The organism is Mesorhizobium sp. B2-4-7 (assembly GCF_006442685.1).
In the GTDB taxonomy this organism is placed as follows: domain Bacteria; phylum Pseudomonadota; class Alphaproteobacteria; order Rhizobiales; family Rhizobiaceae; genus Mesorhizobium.
The window spans coordinates 31,062-47,571 of the sequence record NZ_VFVH01000017.1 but is presented as its reverse complement, the minus strand read 5'-3'; the positions used below and the strand labels follow the sequence as shown (position 1 = coordinate 47,571).

General features: G+C 61.1%; 13 protein-coding genes and 1 pseudogene. 13 read left to right on the top strand and 1 reads right to left on the bottom strand.

The annotated features are described in order from the left end of the window. Positions 1–30 precede the first annotated feature (30 nt). The 8 genes and pseudogenes from FJ946_RS29865 (at position 31) to FJ946_RS29830 (ending at position 10,643) form a co-directional block, all read left to right on the top strand. Positions 31–918, top strand: a complete 888-nt coding sequence (locus FJ946_RS29865; RefSeq protein WP_140499537.1) for a LysR family transcriptional regulator — start codon at positions 31–33, stop codon at positions 916–918. Between the two features lie 791 nt (positions 919–1,709). Beyond that, a complete protein-coding gene (locus FJ946_RS29860; RefSeq protein ID WP_140499535.1) occupies positions 1,710–3,374 on the top strand; it encodes an ABC transporter ATP-binding protein in 1,665 nt (554 codons plus the stop codon). 23 nt (positions 3,375–3,397) lie between these two features. Next, positions 3,398–5,068, top strand: coding sequence for a peptide ABC transporter substrate-binding protein (locus FJ946_RS29855; protein WP_140499533.1), 1,671 nt, complete (start codon positions 3,398–3,400; stop codon positions 5,066–5,068). A gap of 80 nt (positions 5,069–5,148) precedes the next feature. Further along, complete coding sequence (locus FJ946_RS29850; protein ID WP_140499531.1) at positions 5,149–6,099, top strand: ABC transporter permease; 951 nt, start codon at positions 5,149–5,151, stop codon at positions 6,097–6,099. 32 nt (positions 6,100–6,131) lie between these two features. Beyond that, complete coding sequence (locus tag FJ946_RS29845; protein ID WP_140499530.1) at positions 6,132–7,010, top strand: ABC transporter permease; 879 nt, start codon at positions 6,132–6,134, stop codon at positions 7,008–7,010. A gap of 55 nt (positions 7,011–7,065) precedes the next feature. Then, positions 7,066–8,376, top strand: coding sequence for an FAD-binding oxidoreductase (locus tag FJ946_RS29840; RefSeq protein ID WP_140499527.1), 1,311 nt, complete (start codon positions 7,066–7,068; stop codon positions 8,374–8,376). A 62-nt stretch (positions 8,377–8,438) separates the two neighbouring features. Further along, positions 8,439–9,049 (top strand): annotated as a pseudogene (locus tag FJ946_RS31405) (IS481 family transposase); the annotation flags it as partial. Between the two features lie 271 nt (positions 9,050–9,320). Beyond that, positions 9,321–10,643, top strand: coding sequence for an FAD-binding oxidoreductase (locus FJ946_RS29830; RefSeq protein ID WP_140499813.1), 1,323 nt, complete (start codon positions 9,321–9,323; stop codon positions 10,641–10,643). Between the two features lie 438 nt (positions 10,644–11,081). Here the strand turns inward: FJ946_RS29830 and FJ946_RS29825 are convergent, their stop codons facing one another. Further along, positions 11,082–12,020: an ornithine cyclodeaminase family protein gene (locus FJ946_RS29825; RefSeq protein WP_140499525.1), complete on the bottom strand. Its 939-nt coding sequence runs from the start codon at positions 12,018–12,020 to the stop codon at positions 11,082–11,084. Between the two features lie 132 nt (positions 12,021–12,152). Here FJ946_RS29825 and FJ946_RS29820 point away from each other — a divergent pair, with 132 nt between their 5' ends. The 5 genes from FJ946_RS29820 (at position 12,153) to FJ946_RS29800 (ending at position 16,460) form a co-directional block, all read left to right on the top strand. Beyond that, entirely contained in the window at positions 12,153–13,181 is a 1,029-nt protein-coding gene (locus tag FJ946_RS29820; RefSeq protein ID WP_224646636.1) for a GNAT family N-acetyltransferase, read from the top strand. Positions 13,182–13,192: 11 nt separating this feature from the next. Beyond that, complete coding sequence (locus FJ946_RS29815; protein WP_140499523.1) at positions 13,193–14,371, top strand: alanine racemase; 1,179 nt, start codon at positions 13,193–13,195, stop codon at positions 14,369–14,371. Between the two features lie 57 nt (positions 14,372–14,428). Then, positions 14,429–14,620, top strand: coding sequence for a hypothetical protein (locus tag FJ946_RS29810; RefSeq protein ID WP_224646634.1), 192 nt, complete (start codon positions 14,429–14,431; stop codon positions 14,618–14,620). Beyond that, positions 14,617–16,071 (top strand): aldehyde dehydrogenase family protein, encoded by a 1,455-nt coding sequence (locus FJ946_RS29805; RefSeq protein ID WP_140523349.1) that lies wholly within the window; start codon positions 14,617–14,619, stop codon positions 16,069–16,071. The genes FJ946_RS29810 and FJ946_RS29805 overlap by 4 nt, the downstream gene beginning before the upstream one ends. A 143-nt stretch (positions 16,072–16,214) precedes the next feature. Then, on the top strand, positions 16,215–16,460 hold the full coding sequence (locus FJ946_RS29800; protein WP_140499519.1) for a DUF982 domain-containing protein: 246 nt from the start codon (positions 16,215–16,217) through the stop codon (positions 16,458–16,460). Positions 16,461–16,510 lie beyond the last annotated feature (50 nt).

Genomic DNA, 16,510 nt, shown 5'->3' with positions numbered 1-16,510 from the left:
TCTGACGAAATCGGTGATAGATTGTCACTGATGGATCGCTCGGACATACCTTCGCTCGACGACCTGCGAGCGTTCGAAGCAACAGCGCGGCTGGGTTCGGTCCGGCTTGCAGCAGACTCGCTTGCGCTCACGCACGGCGCCGTGAGTCGCCGTATCACCAAACTCGCCCATGACATCGGGGTCAGGTTGTTTGAAAAGAATGGGCGAGGCCTGCGGCTCACCCCGGCTGGCGAGACACTCAACCTGACTCTCGGGAAGTTCTTCGGTGAGTTGGCCACCACAGTGCAAAGCCTGCGTACCGCCAATGCCGGGAAGAATGCCCTTGTGCTCTCCTGCGAGCCTTCAGTTGCCATGCGTTGGCTTATTCCGCGCCTGGCGGCGCTTCAAGTGGCGCATCCGAACATGGCCCTCCACCTCTCCGTGGGTGGTGGGCTTGTGGAATTTCGCAAGAAACAGGTCGATCTCGCTATTCGACGGCTGGACTTCGCTGTGCCCGAGACATGGAACGTCCGGACCCTTTTCCCCGAAACGGTTGGGCCCGTTATGAGGCCGGAAGTGGTGCCAGCGTTCGAACGTGGCGACTATCTCGCTCTCGGGTCGAAGACTCGACCTGACGCGTGGGCGCAATGGCTGAAGACCCATCCGTCGGCGCGTCGACCCACAGAAATGCGATACTACGACAATCACGCGCTGATCGTCGAGGCAGCGTCCGCAGGCTTGGGTGTAGCCCTCAGTCCGCTCGTACTCGCGGTTGACGATGTGGAACGAGGAAGCCTGGCGGCGCCTGCTGGCTTTGACCCCGACGGCAGTCAATATGGGTTGATATGGTTGGGGTCGAGTGAACTGCAAGGTGTGGAGTTTGAACTCGCAGAGTGGCTCCAAGCGCAGTTCAGCGGCCTGAGCCCCCAGCACCTTTGAAAGAGCGCCCTGCGAGCTTCGCCTAGCTGAATGTGGTCGACCGGCATCGAAAAGCAGCAACCGAGCATTGATAGGCCGGGTAGAGTTTCTCGATGAGCGGCACAGTTTGCCGTGCTTGGTTCCGCACTACCATTTTACAGGCATCCTGATGAGGCATCGCATGGGCGCATCACGGGCTTCGTACAGGTGACGCCGGTTACTACCTACCTTCAACGCCTGGATGGGTGCCAATCCATTTCAAATGCGGAAAATCCCGGCGCGGCGGATCGTGCAAATTCCTGTGACAAGGAATGCCGTGCCCGCCTTGGACAGGTCGGCACGGCGGCTGGCCTCATTGCTCATTCATTTTTGGGGCAATCACTCTCAGACTCTCACCTATCCCACGCTATCATCATCAGGCCAAACAGAGTGAAATGCCAATTCGGACGCTCTTTTCAGAAGTTCGTGCTGCTCGCGGGCCAAGTTTCGATGACTCTGCGGAAACAGAACAGTCAAACTGGCTGAAAGAACGGAGCCAACCTCTTTATGGCGGGCAGGCTCCAGAGGACATCCGATAAGGCACAGTTTGCCCCATCGGTGAGTTCTCCAAGAAAAGGGAACACAGTTCGGTACACGGCCGGATTTTCATAAGGGAGTGGCCTGGATGAGCAGAACCCGTCTCTCGCGGCCTCAGCGTGCGAAGCGTCGAGATGCCCAGGCTACGGCTGTTGCGGTGAGGCGCTTCTGCTCAAAGGGCGATGATGCGGTCCGCAACAGCGTGGACCCGCTCGGTTGAAGGGGATCTGATCCAGATGGTCGCAAGCATCCAGGCTGTTGCCCCCCATGACATAGCGCTTTCGGTGCGCGATCTGACCGTAAGCCTGCCGGCCGGGATGGAGCGGGTCCATGCGGTCGAGAATATCTCGTTCGATCTGAAACGCGGCCAGATCCTCTGCATCATAGGCGAGTCCGGATCAGGCAAGTCGGTCACGGCGAACGCGATCATGGGGCTCCTGCCCAAGGTGATCCGCCTCTCATCGGGTTCAATACAGTTGGAGGGGATGAACATCATCGGCATGTCGCCCGACAAGCTGCGCAACCTGCGTGGTCGGGTCGTGTCGATGATCTTTCAGGATCCGCTCTCGGCGCTCAATCCCCTGATGACCGTGGGCGCGCAGATTGACGAGGTCATGGCCGCGCATGGATACGGCACGCCAAAAACCTGCCGCGACCGCGCCATCGAGCTGCTCACTGAAGTGGGCCTGCCTGACCCCGAACTCATGTATCATCAGTACCCTTTCCGGCTTTCGGGCGGGCAGCGACAGCGCGTCATGATCGCCATGGCCTTGGCGCTCGAGCCGACGGTGCTGATCGCCGATGAGCCAACCACTGCGCTCGACGTGACCACCCAGGCACAGATTCTGGAGTTGATCCGCGACATTCAGCGCCGCAAGGGCATGAGCGTGATGTTCATCACCCACGATTTTGGCGTGGTGGCGGAGATCGCCGACAGCGTCGTGGTGATGGAAAAAGGTCACATCGTCGAGCAGGGCAGCGCCGAGCAGGTGCTGAAGTCGCCCAAGCATCCCTATACGCAGCGCCTGATCGCGGCCGTACCGCATCTGACCGGCGAAGATCGCCCTCGTGCGGAAGCCGCCAGCAAGGAGCCGATCCTGAAAGTCGAAGGTCTGGTGAAGACCTATCGTGGCGGCAGCGCGCTATTCGGAGCGCAGCGGATTGTGATGGCGGTGAACGAGGTTTCGTTCGAACTGGCGCAAGGCCGCACCCTGGGCGTCGTAGGCGAGAGCGGTTCAGGAAAATCCTCGCTGGGCCGGCTTCTGATCAAATTGCTGGACAGCGACGGCGGCGAGATTTTGTTCGAGGGATCTGACATCGCCAAGCTTTCCGAAGCGAAGTTCCGCCCACTTCGACCGCGGATCCAGATGATCTTCCAGGATCCCTTCGCGTCTCTGAACCCACGCTCAACGGTCGGCCATATCATCACGGTCGGTCCGGTGGCACACGGAATGCCTTACGCCCAAGCGCGCGAGGAAGCGCGGGCGCTCCTGGCCCATGTCGGTCTCGATGTCGGCGCCTTCGGCCGCTATCCGCACGAGTTCTCGGGTGGGCAACGCCAGCGCATAGGCATCGCGCGCGCGCTGATGTTCAAACCGAAGCTGCTCATTGCCGATGAGGCGGTTTCCGCGCTCGACGTGTCGATCCAGGCGCAGATCCTGCAGCTTCTGGACCAGATCCAGCGCGAGACTGGCGTATCGATGGTCTTCATCACGCACGACCTGCGAGTCGCCAGCCAAATCTGCGATGAAATCGCCGTGATGCAGAAGGGCCGGATCGTCGAGCGCGGACCGCCCTCGCAGATATTCCTGAACCCGCAAGCAGCCTACACGCGCCAACTCGTGGCGGCGATTCCGGGGGAGCGGCCAGGCAATGCCCGTCCCATTGCAGCAAACGCATGAAAAATAACAAGAGAGGAACTACGATGACCAAAAATGCAACGACTACATCCAACTATTCGAGACGCCAGGCACTCCGACTGATGGCGCTAGGGGGGGCTGCAGGCTTGATCGCGCCCAATCTTCTGGGCAAGTCCGCTTTCGCCAAGACCCCTGCCACGGGCCCGGCCGGTCGCGTCGTCGTCGGCCTCTCACAAGAGCCGACGGTGTTCAATCCGCTGATGGCGCATATCGAAGTCGATGACGCGGTCCATTTCTCGGTTTTCGATGCGTTGGTCAGGATGGATGCCGAAGGTGTCCTTCAGCCGAACCTCGCGGCCGAGGTGCCAAGCCAGAAGAACGGCGGCATTTCGGAGGATGGTCTCAACTGGCGCATCCGGTTACGTGACAATGTTCGCTGGCACGACGGCGAGCCCTTCACGGCCGAGGACGTGAAATTCACCCTTGAGCTCATCACCAACCCGAAATTTCGCGCTTGGCGTACAAGCGGCCATTCGCTCGTGCAGGACATTACGGTGGTTTCGCCCACCGAGATCACCTGGCGGATGAAGGAGGCTTTTGCGCCCTATCTGTCGTTCCTGGCCGAAACCTTCATAGTGCCCAAGCACATCCTGGGGAAAGAGGGCGATCCGAATACAGCGGCGTTCAACCAGGCGCCGATCGGCACCGGCGCTTTCAAGTGGAGCCAACGGGTAGCCGGCGACCATATCGAGCTCGTCGCCAACCCCGAGTATGCCGGCGAGGGCCCCTATGTCGAGCAGCTCATCTTCAAATACATCCCCGATATGACGGTGCTCTACACGCAGTTCAAGAGCGGCGACGTCGACCTGGTCGATCAATCCTACATTACCGCCGACCATTATGCTGAAGCCCGCGAATTGCCAGACCGCGTGGTGACACTGGAGACCGGCGCATCCGTGGAGTCGATCTACCTCAATCTGGGGCGCCCGCAGTTCAAGGACCTGGCAGTGCGCCAGGCGCTTTACGCCGCAATGGACAGGAAAGCGATCGTTGACACGATCTATTACGGCGTGGGCACTCTCACCGAGACCTTCATGCCGAAGGAGTCCTACTACTACAATCCGAACCTGCCCGCGCAGGAATTCAATATGGACCGCGCGCGACAAATTCTGGATGAGGCCGGCTGGGCGCCAGGCCCGGATGGAATTCGCGCCAAGGATGGAGTGCGACTGTCCTTTGCCAATTCGACGACGTCAGGCAACAATCTTCGCGAGCAGACGCAGCAGTTCCTGCAGCAGACGTTTGCCGAGATCGGCGTCGAGATGACGATCTCGAACTTGCCGGCTGCGGTCATGTGGGGCGAATTCTGGCTGAAGTCGCAGTTCGACACCGCCATGGTGGGCGTTACCTATCTGATTGCCGCGGACCCCGACGCCACAAACCGCCTCCATACGAAGGCAATCGCTGCTCAAGGCGGGCACGGTTCGAACACCGGGCAGTATTCCAACCCCGAAGTCGATGCCCTGCTTGAAAAGGGTGCTCGCAGCTTCGATCAGGAAGAGCGGCACGGGATCTATAACCGCGTGCAGGAAGTGGTGCGTCACGATCTGCCCTTCCTGCCGCTGTTAGCGATCACCAACGTGCTCGGACGCAAGGCAGGGTTGGACGGTTTCAAGCCCAATGCCAACACGCGCACCGCGTCGTGGCATGCCGCAGACTGGCGCTGGAAGGCCTGATCCATCCTATTGCCGTCGCCGGATTTCACTGCGGCGACGGCAACAGCCTAAAATCGCCAACCCACAACGGAGGACTCAGAATGCGCGGCTTCCTGCTCAATCGCCTCTCGCAGAGCCTGGTGCTGCTTGTGATCGTTTCGATCATCGGCTTCGGCATTCTGAACCTCCTCCCGGGCGGCCCACTGGCGCAATTCGGGCTCGATCCCGGAATGACCCAGCAGGATATCGAGCGGCTGAAGGGATTGCTTGGCCTCGATCGGCCTATATGGATCCAATACCTGGACTGGGCATGGCGGCTGCTGCAGGGCGACTGGGGACACTCCTTCCGCGACGGAGCGCCGGTATTGCAGATCATTGGCAGCCACGTGTTCGCCACGCTGCTGCTGATGGGATCTTCAACCGTGATTGCGATCTCCATTGGCGCCTGGATTGGAATTCGGGGCGCCACACGCCGCTACTCGCTATTCGACTATCTAGCGACTGTCGGTGCCATGATCGCTTTGTCGGTCCCTACCTTCTGGTTCGGACTCGTCGGCATCTACATCTTTTCCCTGAAGCTGGGCTGGCTGCCCGCGGGCAATATGTCCGAGATCGGAGATGCCTCGATCCTGGGATATCTCCACCATTTGATCCTGCCAAGTATCGTGCTGTCGCTGGTCCATGTCGCGATCTGGAGCCGCTACATGCGGACGGCGACCCTCGACGCCATCAGCCAGGACTTCGTCAAGACGGCTCGGGCCAAGGGATTGAGCGAACGGCGGATTCTGATGAGGCATGTCGTCGGCAACGCACTCTTGCCGATGATTACCTTGGCCGGGATGCAGCTTCCCAGTGTTCTCACCGGCGCTCTGGTGACCGAAACCGTCTTTACCTGGCCGGGAATGGGACGGTTGTTCCTGGATAGCCTTGGCTATAGCGACTATCCGGTTGTGATGGGGCTTTTGATGTTCTCGGCCATCCTCGTTCTGCTTGGAAACCTAATCGCCGACATTGTCGTCGCTATTGTCGATCCACGTATTCGCCTGGCTTGAGCGCGCAACTTCCCCGACAGGAGACAGCCGATATGACCGCTCTCACCGCAAATGCAGCTCCAAGCCGATGGACAAACAACCGCGCGGCGCTTCGTTTCATGAGACACCGCCTGGCGCTGCTCGGGTTGGCGATGATCATTTTCCTCGTGCTTGCTTGCGTGCTCGGCCCCCATCTACTGCCTTATGACTCACTGTATATCGATCTGCGGGCCCGCTTTGCCCCACCGCTGACGGGCCACCACTTTCTGGGCACTGATCCGCTTGGCCGCGACCTTGCGGCAAGATTGTTGATGGCGGGACGAATCTCGCTGCTGGTGGGTTTCTTCGCCATGGTGTTGTCGACCCTCGTCGGCACGCTTGTCGGCGTGATCGCCGGCTATCGCGGCGGCTGGATCGGGGCGACGCTGATGCGCACGGTCGATGGCTTCCTGTCGTTCCCTTCGATCTTTCTGCTCCTGGCGCTGGCTGCGGCACTGAAGCCCAGCCCTGTGATGATCACCGTCATCATCGCCCTCACCAGTTGGATGGAGGTTGCCCGTATCGTGGAAGCGGAAGTCCGCTCGTTGCGGGAACGCGAGTTCGTCCTGGCCGGGCGCATGCTGGGATTGAGCGGCACCCACATCATGTTCCGCGAGATACTGCCCAACGCCATGGGACCCATTATCGTTGCTTCCACCCTGACGGTCGCGCGCGCCATTCTGATGGAAGCCTACATCAGCTTCCTGGGCTACGGAATTCAGCCGCCATTGCCCAGCTGGGGCAACATGCTCAACGGCGCCCAGCAATATCTGGGCAGCGCACCTTGGCTGGCCATCATTCCCGGAGCTGCAATCACCATCGCGGTGACCAGTTTCAATTTCATTGGTGACGGACTGCGTGACGCGCTGGACGTCCGGGACGACCATATTTGAAGTGCCGCGAGCGGCCGCTTTCTTAATCCCTGGAACATCAAGAGAAGTCAGTCACGTGCAAGAGCCCAAAGTCGCCGAAAAGAACACGCCCTACTGGTGGGAAGCGGCGCCCGTCATGCCGCTGCCGCGGCAGCCGCTGGCAAAGAAGCTCGATGTGGTGATTGTCGGCGCCGGCTATGCCGGGCTTTCGGCTGGGCTTGTGCTGGCGCGCGAGGGGCGCTCGGTCGCCGCTTTCGATGCGATGCATCCGGGCGAGGGTGCTTCCACGCGCAACGGCGGGATTACGAGCGGCAGCATCCGGCCGGACCATGCCACGATCACCCGGCGCTTCGGTGAAGAGAAGGCCATGGCGATCGAGGCCGAGGGCAAGATCGCGCGCGAATTCCTCTACGACTTCATCAAGACCGAAGGGCTCGACTGCGACTTCCGGCTGGTTGGCCAGTTCAAAGGCGCTTTCGGGTATCAACAGTATGAGATAATGGCGCGTGGCGCCGAGACACTGGCGAAGAAACTGGGGATCCAGTCCTACGCCGTTCCGCATGCCGAGCAGCGAAATTATATCGGCACCGATTTCTACCGCGGTGGAACCGTCCGGATGGACATTGGCGCGCTGCATCCCGCAAAATTCCACGCTGAACTCCTGCGGGTGGCGCTCGGATCCGGGTTGACGGTCCATTCGCATACAGCGGTCAAATCGATCGAGAGGAATGGTTCGGGGTTCCGCGTCACGACACCGGCAGGGACGGTGGATGCACGGCAGGTTCTGGTCTGCACCAATGGCTATACCGACGGCGCCGCTCCGTTCCTGCGTCGCCGCTTGGTTCCGGTCCGCAGCCGGATCATCGTGACCGAGGAACTTGCGCCCGATGTCATGGCGCAACTGATGCCGAAGCTGATGACGATCACCGAAAACCGGCAACTCGGTTTTTATTATCGTCCCTCGCCCGACGGGAAACGCATTCTGCTGGGCGGGCGCGACAGTTCTCGCGTCGGCGATCCGGTGGCGCCGAAACTTCTGCTACGCAAGGGCTTGGTGAACCTTTTCCCGGAATTGGAAAACGTCCGCCTTTCGCATTGCTGGTTCGGCAACGTGGCGATGAACCGCGATATGCTGCCCCGCATCTTCGAGAAGGAAGGTGTGGTCTATGCCACCGGCTTCTGCGGTTCGGGCGTGGTCTGGGCGCCATGGATCGGCATGCGTGCGGCCCACAAGCTGATGAGGCATGGCGAGCAGTCCCGCACGGCGTTCGACTTTCGACCGCCTTCGGCCATCCCGCTCTATCGCGGCGATCCGTGGTTCATGCCTGCGATTATCCAGGGCTACCGGTTGCAGGACCGTATCGCCTTCTGGCGCGCCAGCCGCTGACGGCCAAAGGTGACGGCCTTTTTTGACTATTCGTCGCTGCGGCCCGGCTGGAGGCACCGCGGAGCTTGAGGGCGCTGGCGAAGCGCTATGGAATCAACCAGAAGACCGTCGCGAAGTTGCAGAGTCGAATCTGTGTCCTCGATCTGCCGATTGGGCCGAAGGAGGCGCGGTCGACCCTGCTCACGGTCGATGAAGAGGCCGTCATCGTCGCCTTTTGACGCTATACGCTGCTGCCGCAGGATGACTGCTTCTATGCGTTGCAGCCGACGATCCCGCATCAGGGCAAGCAGCACAAGTTCGTCGCCATCTATCGTACCTCGAAGGGCGCCTTCATGGAATTGCATGAGAAGGCCACCACTGTCGTCTCCCGAGAGTTCCTGCTCCGGCTGATCGCGGCCGTTCCCCATAAGATCCACACAGTGCTCACCGACGATGGAATCAGTTCACCACACCTAATGCCGGAGGCTCGGCCGTGCCGCAGATCAATGAGGCTATCGCCAACGGCGAACGCTTCTGGGCGCACGCCTTCGAATATGCCTGCGCCACGAACGACATCGAGCACCGTACGACTAAGGCCAAGCATTGGACCAATGGACAGGTCGAGAGGATGTACCGCACGATTAAGGACGCCACGGTCAAACGCGTCTACTAGGGAAGTCACGATCAGCTCAGGTAACACCTCGGACTTCTTCGCCGACTACAACTTCGCACGCAGGCTCAAGACCCTCAAGCGCGTTCCAACGGACTCGCGAAGCGGTTACGCCGCCCTGCGCCGAACTGGAACTCGGTCGGGCTTGAGCAGATCGTATCGGTCAAGGGATCAAGAAACCGCACATCTGGCGAAGTCCTAGATGATTTCGGCACATTCTTTCGAGCGCACGATGCGATGAAGGGCTGATCGGAACTTTGCTTCCGCATTCATGGCAGCCGAGGTTGGTTGGAACATGTCGCCCCGAGTCGAGCGCATTCACAGCGATGAGCGTCTCCCGGCCGAAGTCGACGTCGTCATCGTCGGCGGCGGCATCCTCGGCTCTACGGCCGCCTATTTCCTGGCGAAGCGTGGCCTCTCTGTGGCTCTGCTAGAGAAGGGCCACGTCGCCTGTGAACAATCGAGCCGAAACTGGGGTTGGTGCCGTCAGCAGAACCGCGATCGGCGCGAACTGCCGCTCTCGGTGATCTCCATGCGACTGTGGGACGAGCTGACGCGCGATATCAATCGGGACCTTGGATTTCGACGCTGCGGTCTCGTCTATGCGACTCACGACGAGGCTGTGCTCGCCGGCTGGGAAAGGTGGCGCGAGGTCGCCAGGGAGTACGAGGTCGACACCCGCATGCTGAGCCGGGCGGAGGTGGCCGAGCGCGTCCCCGAAGCACGCGACAAATGGGTCGGCGGGACCTATTCAGACCGGGATGGTAAGGCAGAACCTGCGCTCGCCGCGCCGGCTATCGCCGAAGGGGCCAGAGCTCTGGGCGCCACCATCCACCAGGAATGCGCCGCGCGGGCGCTCGACTTGGCCAATGGCAAGATTGCGGGCGTGCACACGGAGAAGGGCTACATCAGAACCGGCGCGGTGCTGTGCGCCGCTGGCGCCTGGTCCTCGCGCTTCCTTAGGCCGCTCGGGATCAGTTTCCCCCAAGCAAGCATCCGGCAGACCGCGCTGCGTTCCACCCCGACAATCAACATAGGCGAGGCGGTCTCCACACCCTACTGCACGATCACGCGCCGACTGGACGGCAGCTATACGCTTGCGATCAGCGGCAAGGCGAACCTCGAAATCACGCCCCAAGCTATCCGGTATAGTCGGGAATTCATGCCGCAATTCTTGCGTCGCCTAAAGAACGTCAGGCTCGGCATCGGCCAATCGTTCCTTTCGGGGCCGGATTCAATGCCGGCGCTGCTGACCAGCGACGATCGGATCTTCGAACAGAATCGGGTGCTGGATCCTCCACCCTTAAAATGGCTGGTAAGCCAAGTGGTGGAGAGTGTCCGGAAGACCTTCCCCCAACTCGGCGACATAGAGATCGATAGTGCCTGGGGCGGCTTCGTCGATTGCACGCCGGACGCAGTGCCTGTGGTGTCGCAGGTGGACGCGGTGAAAGGTCTCGTCCTCGCGGCGGGCTGCTCGGGCCACGGCTTCGGTTTGGGCCCGGGGCTTGGCTATCTGGCCGCAGAGCTGGTCGTAAACGACACGCCTTGCGTCGATCCTACACCGTTCCGCCTGTCGCGTCTGGTCGACGGCTCGAAGCTGGACATCGCCGCTATCTGAAGATCAGTGGGAAGTCAGGCCTGACGCGCACCAACAAGCGCCGCTATGGCCTGCAGGACAAGATCGCCTGGTGGCGGGCCCAACGCTGACGGCTAAAGCTGGCGGCCCATTGACCATGCGGCGCTGCGGCCCGGCTGAATGATCGCGTCTCCAACGAAGACCATCACATGCACTACATCTCCACACGCGGCCATTGGTTGGGACTAGCCTCAAGGGGGCGATCTACGGCACGAACGTCCATGGCAGAATTCTGATGGCGACGATGACGCTGGTTTCTCACTCAGGCTATCGAATCTGGGACTTGGTTGCCATTCGGTCGTTGGCGGTGGACCGGAGTCTTGAGCTCCATGCGGCGCCATGAACCACGGCTCGGCTGTAAAGGTCTTTTCCAGTGCAGCGGAAAAATTCGTCGGCTGGGATCTGCCGGTGTGAAGGCGGTCAGTGGTGGGACGCTTTCGCGCGGATCAGCGCGTTGGCCATGTAGAGATCCTGGAGAGAGATACCGGAACTGTCGAAGACAGTGATTTCATAGTCGAAGCGGCGTCCGGGGGCACGCCTTTCAATGACGTCGCCGATTGGTGTTATCGCATGCACGCCGGCATCGATCTCGTCGAGCACGTGTTGGAACTCGCCGATCTGGACGGACTGGGAAAGCAGATCACAAAAGAGACGTGCTCTGGGAAATAGTTCTCTCGGCAATTCGCACTTGCCCGGAGCATCCGACCCCATGCTGACGATATGGGTTCCGGGTCCCACCCAAGCGGAATCGAACAGGGCTTCGCGTGAGGGTGTCACTGTGACCACGATGTCGGCTGCGCGGACGGCTTCTTCGGGCAAGGCAGCGCGCGCGTCCAGGCCCCTTCTCGCGATCTGATCGAGAAGAGCGTCGCGCCGTGGTGAAGGCCGGGCGACGACCAGCACGGTTTCGATTGGGCGGATGCGTGCCAGCGCCATCACTTCGAAGCCCGCCTGATTGCCGGCGCCGAATATCGCCAGGACCTTGGCTTGCTTGCGCGCAAGGAAATCGGCAGCAACCGCGTCGGCTGCGGCCGTCCTGTAGGCGTTGACCTTCCCAGCCTCGATAACGGCGCGGAGCCGACCTGAATGCTGATCGAGCAGCACGATTGTGGAGTTGTGGCGGGGAAGGCCACGTGCCGGGTTGCCCGACCAGAAGGAGCCAATTTTCACCCCGGTTAGGTCATCCGACGAACCGGATTTGATTGAGAAGGTATTGGTTGCCTCCTGTGTGCGCCCGAGAACAGCGGGAAAGATCCAGCTCCGCCGCGACGCTGCTGCCACGAAAGCCTCCCGCGCCGCCTCGAAAGCAAGCTCATGCGTGACAAGGGCGGCCGATTCCTCCTCGCTGATGTAGATCATCCAAAGTTCCCCATGTGCGTCAGTCGTTTATCGCTGGTTGCAGCTACGGCGTTACCGAGGCTGAAATCGCACCCCACGGCGAACGATGCGGACCTCAGCCGATCGCAGGGCAACCAGGCGGAGCGATTCTAGGTGCCCGATAGTCCTCGCCTGATTTGCGCAATTTGGGATGCCGAGGAACTGCTTAAAACGAACAATCCCGCTGAATTGAAAGCGCAAAACAGCAGCGAAATCTGTCCGCCGGACGCCACTCTAAGGTGCGACTTCAATCCTGGATCGAATGACAGCGTTGCACTTATGGCAATTGAGCATGGCACAGACATCGTCAGCAACCAGATGGAGCTGATGAAATTGGAGCCCCGCCATTTGCCGGGCGCGTTGAAGCTGTCGCAGGAGATGGGCTGGCCCTATCGCCTGGAGGATTGGGAATTTGCCGCAATGGTTGGAAATGGTCTGGTCCTGGAGCGGGGAGGACACGTGATCGGCACGGCCATGTCCTGGAGCTACGGACCGACCTATGCTTCCGCCGGAATGATCATCGTCACCGGCTCCGCGCAAGGCGGCGGCAACGGCTCCCGGCTCTTTGATGGATTGCTTGCGGCTACACAGGGGCGCCACGTGCTGCTCAATTCGACCGAAGAGGGGCTCGCGCTCTATAAACGGCGTGGCTTCACTGCCTGGGGCACTGTACTTCAGCACCAGGGCCCGCTGACTGTTGCCGTGACGCAGACGACCCCTGACATCCGTCAGGCGACGGTCTTAGACCTCGCGGCAATCCAGGCCTTCGACGAACGGGCCACCGGCATGCCCCGGACGGCGATGGTGGCTGCGCTCGCCGATGCGGGCAAGGTCGTCGTTATCGAGCGCGCGGGGCGGGTTGCCGGCTACGCCATCGCCAGGAAGTTCGGGCGCGGCTATGTTGTCGGCCCCTGTGCGGCCGAAAGCGTGGAGGACGCGCGGCTTCTGATCCTGGCCCAGCTTTCGAAGCTTCGCGATCAATTCGTTCGCATCGACGTCTATGCCGAGGATGGATTGGGCGACTGGCTTGAGAGCCTCGGCCTCAAGCGGACCGGCAGTGCCACCGCTATGGTCAAAGGGCAACGACCCGTTTCTGACGGGCTGGCCCACATGTACGCATTGGCAAACCAGTCGTTCATTTAGGAAACAAGGTCATGGACAATAGGGCGGCAAATCTATCAGGGAGCGCGACGGCGAAGAGTATCGACGCCCTTGTGACGCCGACCCTGCTGCTGGACCGCGGACGGCTCGGACGCAACATTCAACGCCTCGCTGAACGCGCCAAGAAGCTCGGCGTGGTGCTGCGTCCGCACATGAAGACGGCCAAGAGCATCGACGTCGCTTGCGACGTGTTTCCACAGGGACCCGGTCCCATCACGGTCTCGACCGTCGCCGAGGCGGCGTATTTCGCGGACCACGGCTTTCGCGACATCACCTATGCCGTCGGCATCTCGCCGGCTTCGGCAAGGCGCGCCATGGAGCTTTGTCGCCGTACCGGCGCCGATGTGAAGCTGCTTCTCGATTGCGTGGACCAGGCCGACGCCCTGGCCCGAGTGCGCGAAGCCACCGGCATGACGCCCTCGGTCCTCATCGAACTGGACTGCGACTACCATCGCGGTGGCTTGAGGCAGGACGACCCAAGATTGCTCGACGTGGCCAACAGGGTTGTCGCTGCCGGTGCCAAGCTCGTCGGCGTTCTCGCTCACGCGGGCGAATCCTACGGCTTGAACACACCCAATGCGCTGGTCAAGGCAGCGGAGAACGAGCGTTCAGCCGCCGTGCGCGCCGCTGAAATCCTGCGCGCTTATGGCCACGCCTGTCCGGTCGTCAGCGTCGGCTCGACGCCGACAGCGCATTTCGCCCAGAACCTGGAGGGTGTCACGGAGCTGCGCGCCGGCGTCTACATGTTCTTCGATCTCGTCCAGCATGGGGTTGGCGTCTGCGACCGCGACGATCTCGCAATTTCCGTTTTAGCCACCGTTATCGGCTCCAAGCCGGAAAATGGATGGGTGCTGGTTGACGCTGGGTGGATGGCGCTATCGCGCGACCGGGGAACCGCAAACCAGCAGATCGACCAGGGTTACGGCGTGGTCTGCGACGAAAAGGGGCGCGTGCTTGAAGATGTGATTGTGGCCCAGGCCAGCCAGGAACACGGTATCCTCTCCATTCGTGCCGGTTCCGGGAAATCCATGCCCGAACTGCCGCTCGGGTCTCGGGTCCGGATCCTGCCCAACCATGCGTGCGCGATGGCTGCCCAGCATGACTTCTACAGCGTCGTCAACGGGGACAGCCCCAAGATTGAAACGCGTTGGGAGCGGATGCGCGGCTGGTAGACGCGCGAACACACGCCTCGGACGAGCCCACTCTAATCAGCACTGGCGGTCAAGAAAATGAAATTTGCCTCTTACTGGTTGGATAAGTCGACGCTGATAGGCAGCACCATGACTGATGTCATGGATGGGCGCCCCGACCTGAACCTCTGGAAGGATTTCGAATGGCCAGCGATACCCGGCTATTTCGGGCGCCCCTGGTTCCTGCCGGTTCTGGGTGCCTATTCCCGTATTAAGGATCTTGTCGCGTGATCCCGCCCCTCGAACATCTGTCGCGCAACGGCCACCTGGACAAGTTCTTCATCGACGGTCGATGGGCCGAGCCACGCGGCACCGCCAAGGGCTTGGTGGTGAACCCCTCCACCGAAGAGGTTGTGGCTCGGTTTCCGCTCGGAAACAGCTTGGACGTGGATGCGGCCGTTGCAACGGCCCGCCGGGCATTCGCCGCCTGGAGCCGGACCACGCCGGAATATCGTGCCGGTCTGCTCGACCGCCTGCAGGCGCTGGTCGAGGCGCGCAGTGAACTGCTTGCGCAATGCCTCACCCTCGAAATGGGCGCGGCGATTGGATATGCGCGCACCGCCCAGGTGCCGCTGGCGATCGCGCATATCAAGGTCGCTCGCGATGTGGTGACAGCCTTTCCCTTCGTCAAGCAGCGGGGCCAAACCGCCGTCACCCACGAACCGATCGGTGTCTGCGCCTTGATCACGCCATGGAATTGGCCCCTTTACCAGATCACCGCCAAGGTTTCGCCCGCGCTCGCGGCAGGCTGCACGGTCGTGTTGAAGCCGAGCGAGCTTTCTCCCCTGGACGCTCTGCTGTTCGCCGAGGCGATCGAGGAAGCCGGCTTCCCTGCCGGCGTTTTCAACCTCGTGCAGGGTGATGGTCCGGGCGTAGGTGCTTGTCTCGCCTCCCATCCCGATGTCGACATGATCTCCATTACCGGGTCCACCCGCGCGGGCATTGCGGTGGCCCAGGCGGCAGCGCCGACGGTCAAGCGTGTCGCGCAGGAGCTCGGCGGCAAGTCGCCCAACGTGATCCTGCCGGACGCCGATCTCGACCGCGCCGTTTCCCTGGGCATAGCCGCCGCCTTCCGCAATCTCGGCCAGTCATGCAGCGCTCCGACACGCATGATCGTGCCACGTCCGCTGCTCACCGAGATTGAGGCAATCGCCAAGAGGGTCGCGGCCCAGATCGTCATTGGCGATCCTCTTTGCGAAGCCACCACTCACGGTGCGATCGCCAATCGTGCCCAATTCGACCGCATCCAAACCATGATCGGCGTCGGCATATCGGAAGGCGCCAAGGTCGTCATCGGCGGACCTGGTCGTGCACACGATCTGAACGTCGGCCTCTATGTGAAGCCGACGATCTTTTCGGCCGTGCGCACTAACATGCGCATTGCACAGGAAGAGGTTTTCGGTCCAGTTCTCTGCATCATCCCCTACGACACAGTTGATGAGGCCGTCAGCATTGCCAATGACACGGTCTATGGTCTGGGAGCCCATGTGCAGGGCAATGATATGGACGCCGTCAGAGACGTCGCATCGCGCATTCGCTCCGGTCAGGTGCATCTCAACTACCCGGCCTGGGATCCGCACGCGCCGTTTGGCGGTTTCAAGCAGTCCGGAAACGGACGCGAATATGGGATCGAGGGCATGCTGGAATATCTGGAGGTCAAATCCATCCTCGGCTATTTCTAGGCGATCTTTGCCCGGCGCAGAGGCGCGCCGTCGGAGCCATTCATGCCAAGAGTACAAGAGACCGACGGTGAATTGGTCGAGATCATCATGAACGAAGCCAAGTTTCGCGGCCAGTTCGTCCTGTTCGACCTCAGAGAGCCTTTATGAGCCTCCATTGGTTCAATCCCCCGGTCTCTATCAGGACTGGCAAGCCTGGCATGACGTATAGCTGCAACAACGTCGAGGGTGCAGCTCGGGAGCTCATGGGGTGGAACGATCGCGGCCCCAAATGGGACCTTGCGGTACGCGCCTGCCTGTCCTGTTTGGCTGGCGACATGACACCTGAGGATGTCCGCCAGGCGTTCATTGCCGCTGCTGAGGAGGGAGGCAAGCTGCTTGCCAGCGGTTGAGACTATAGCTTACTCCATGTCTGGCACGTCGCCACCCACAAACAGCGTCG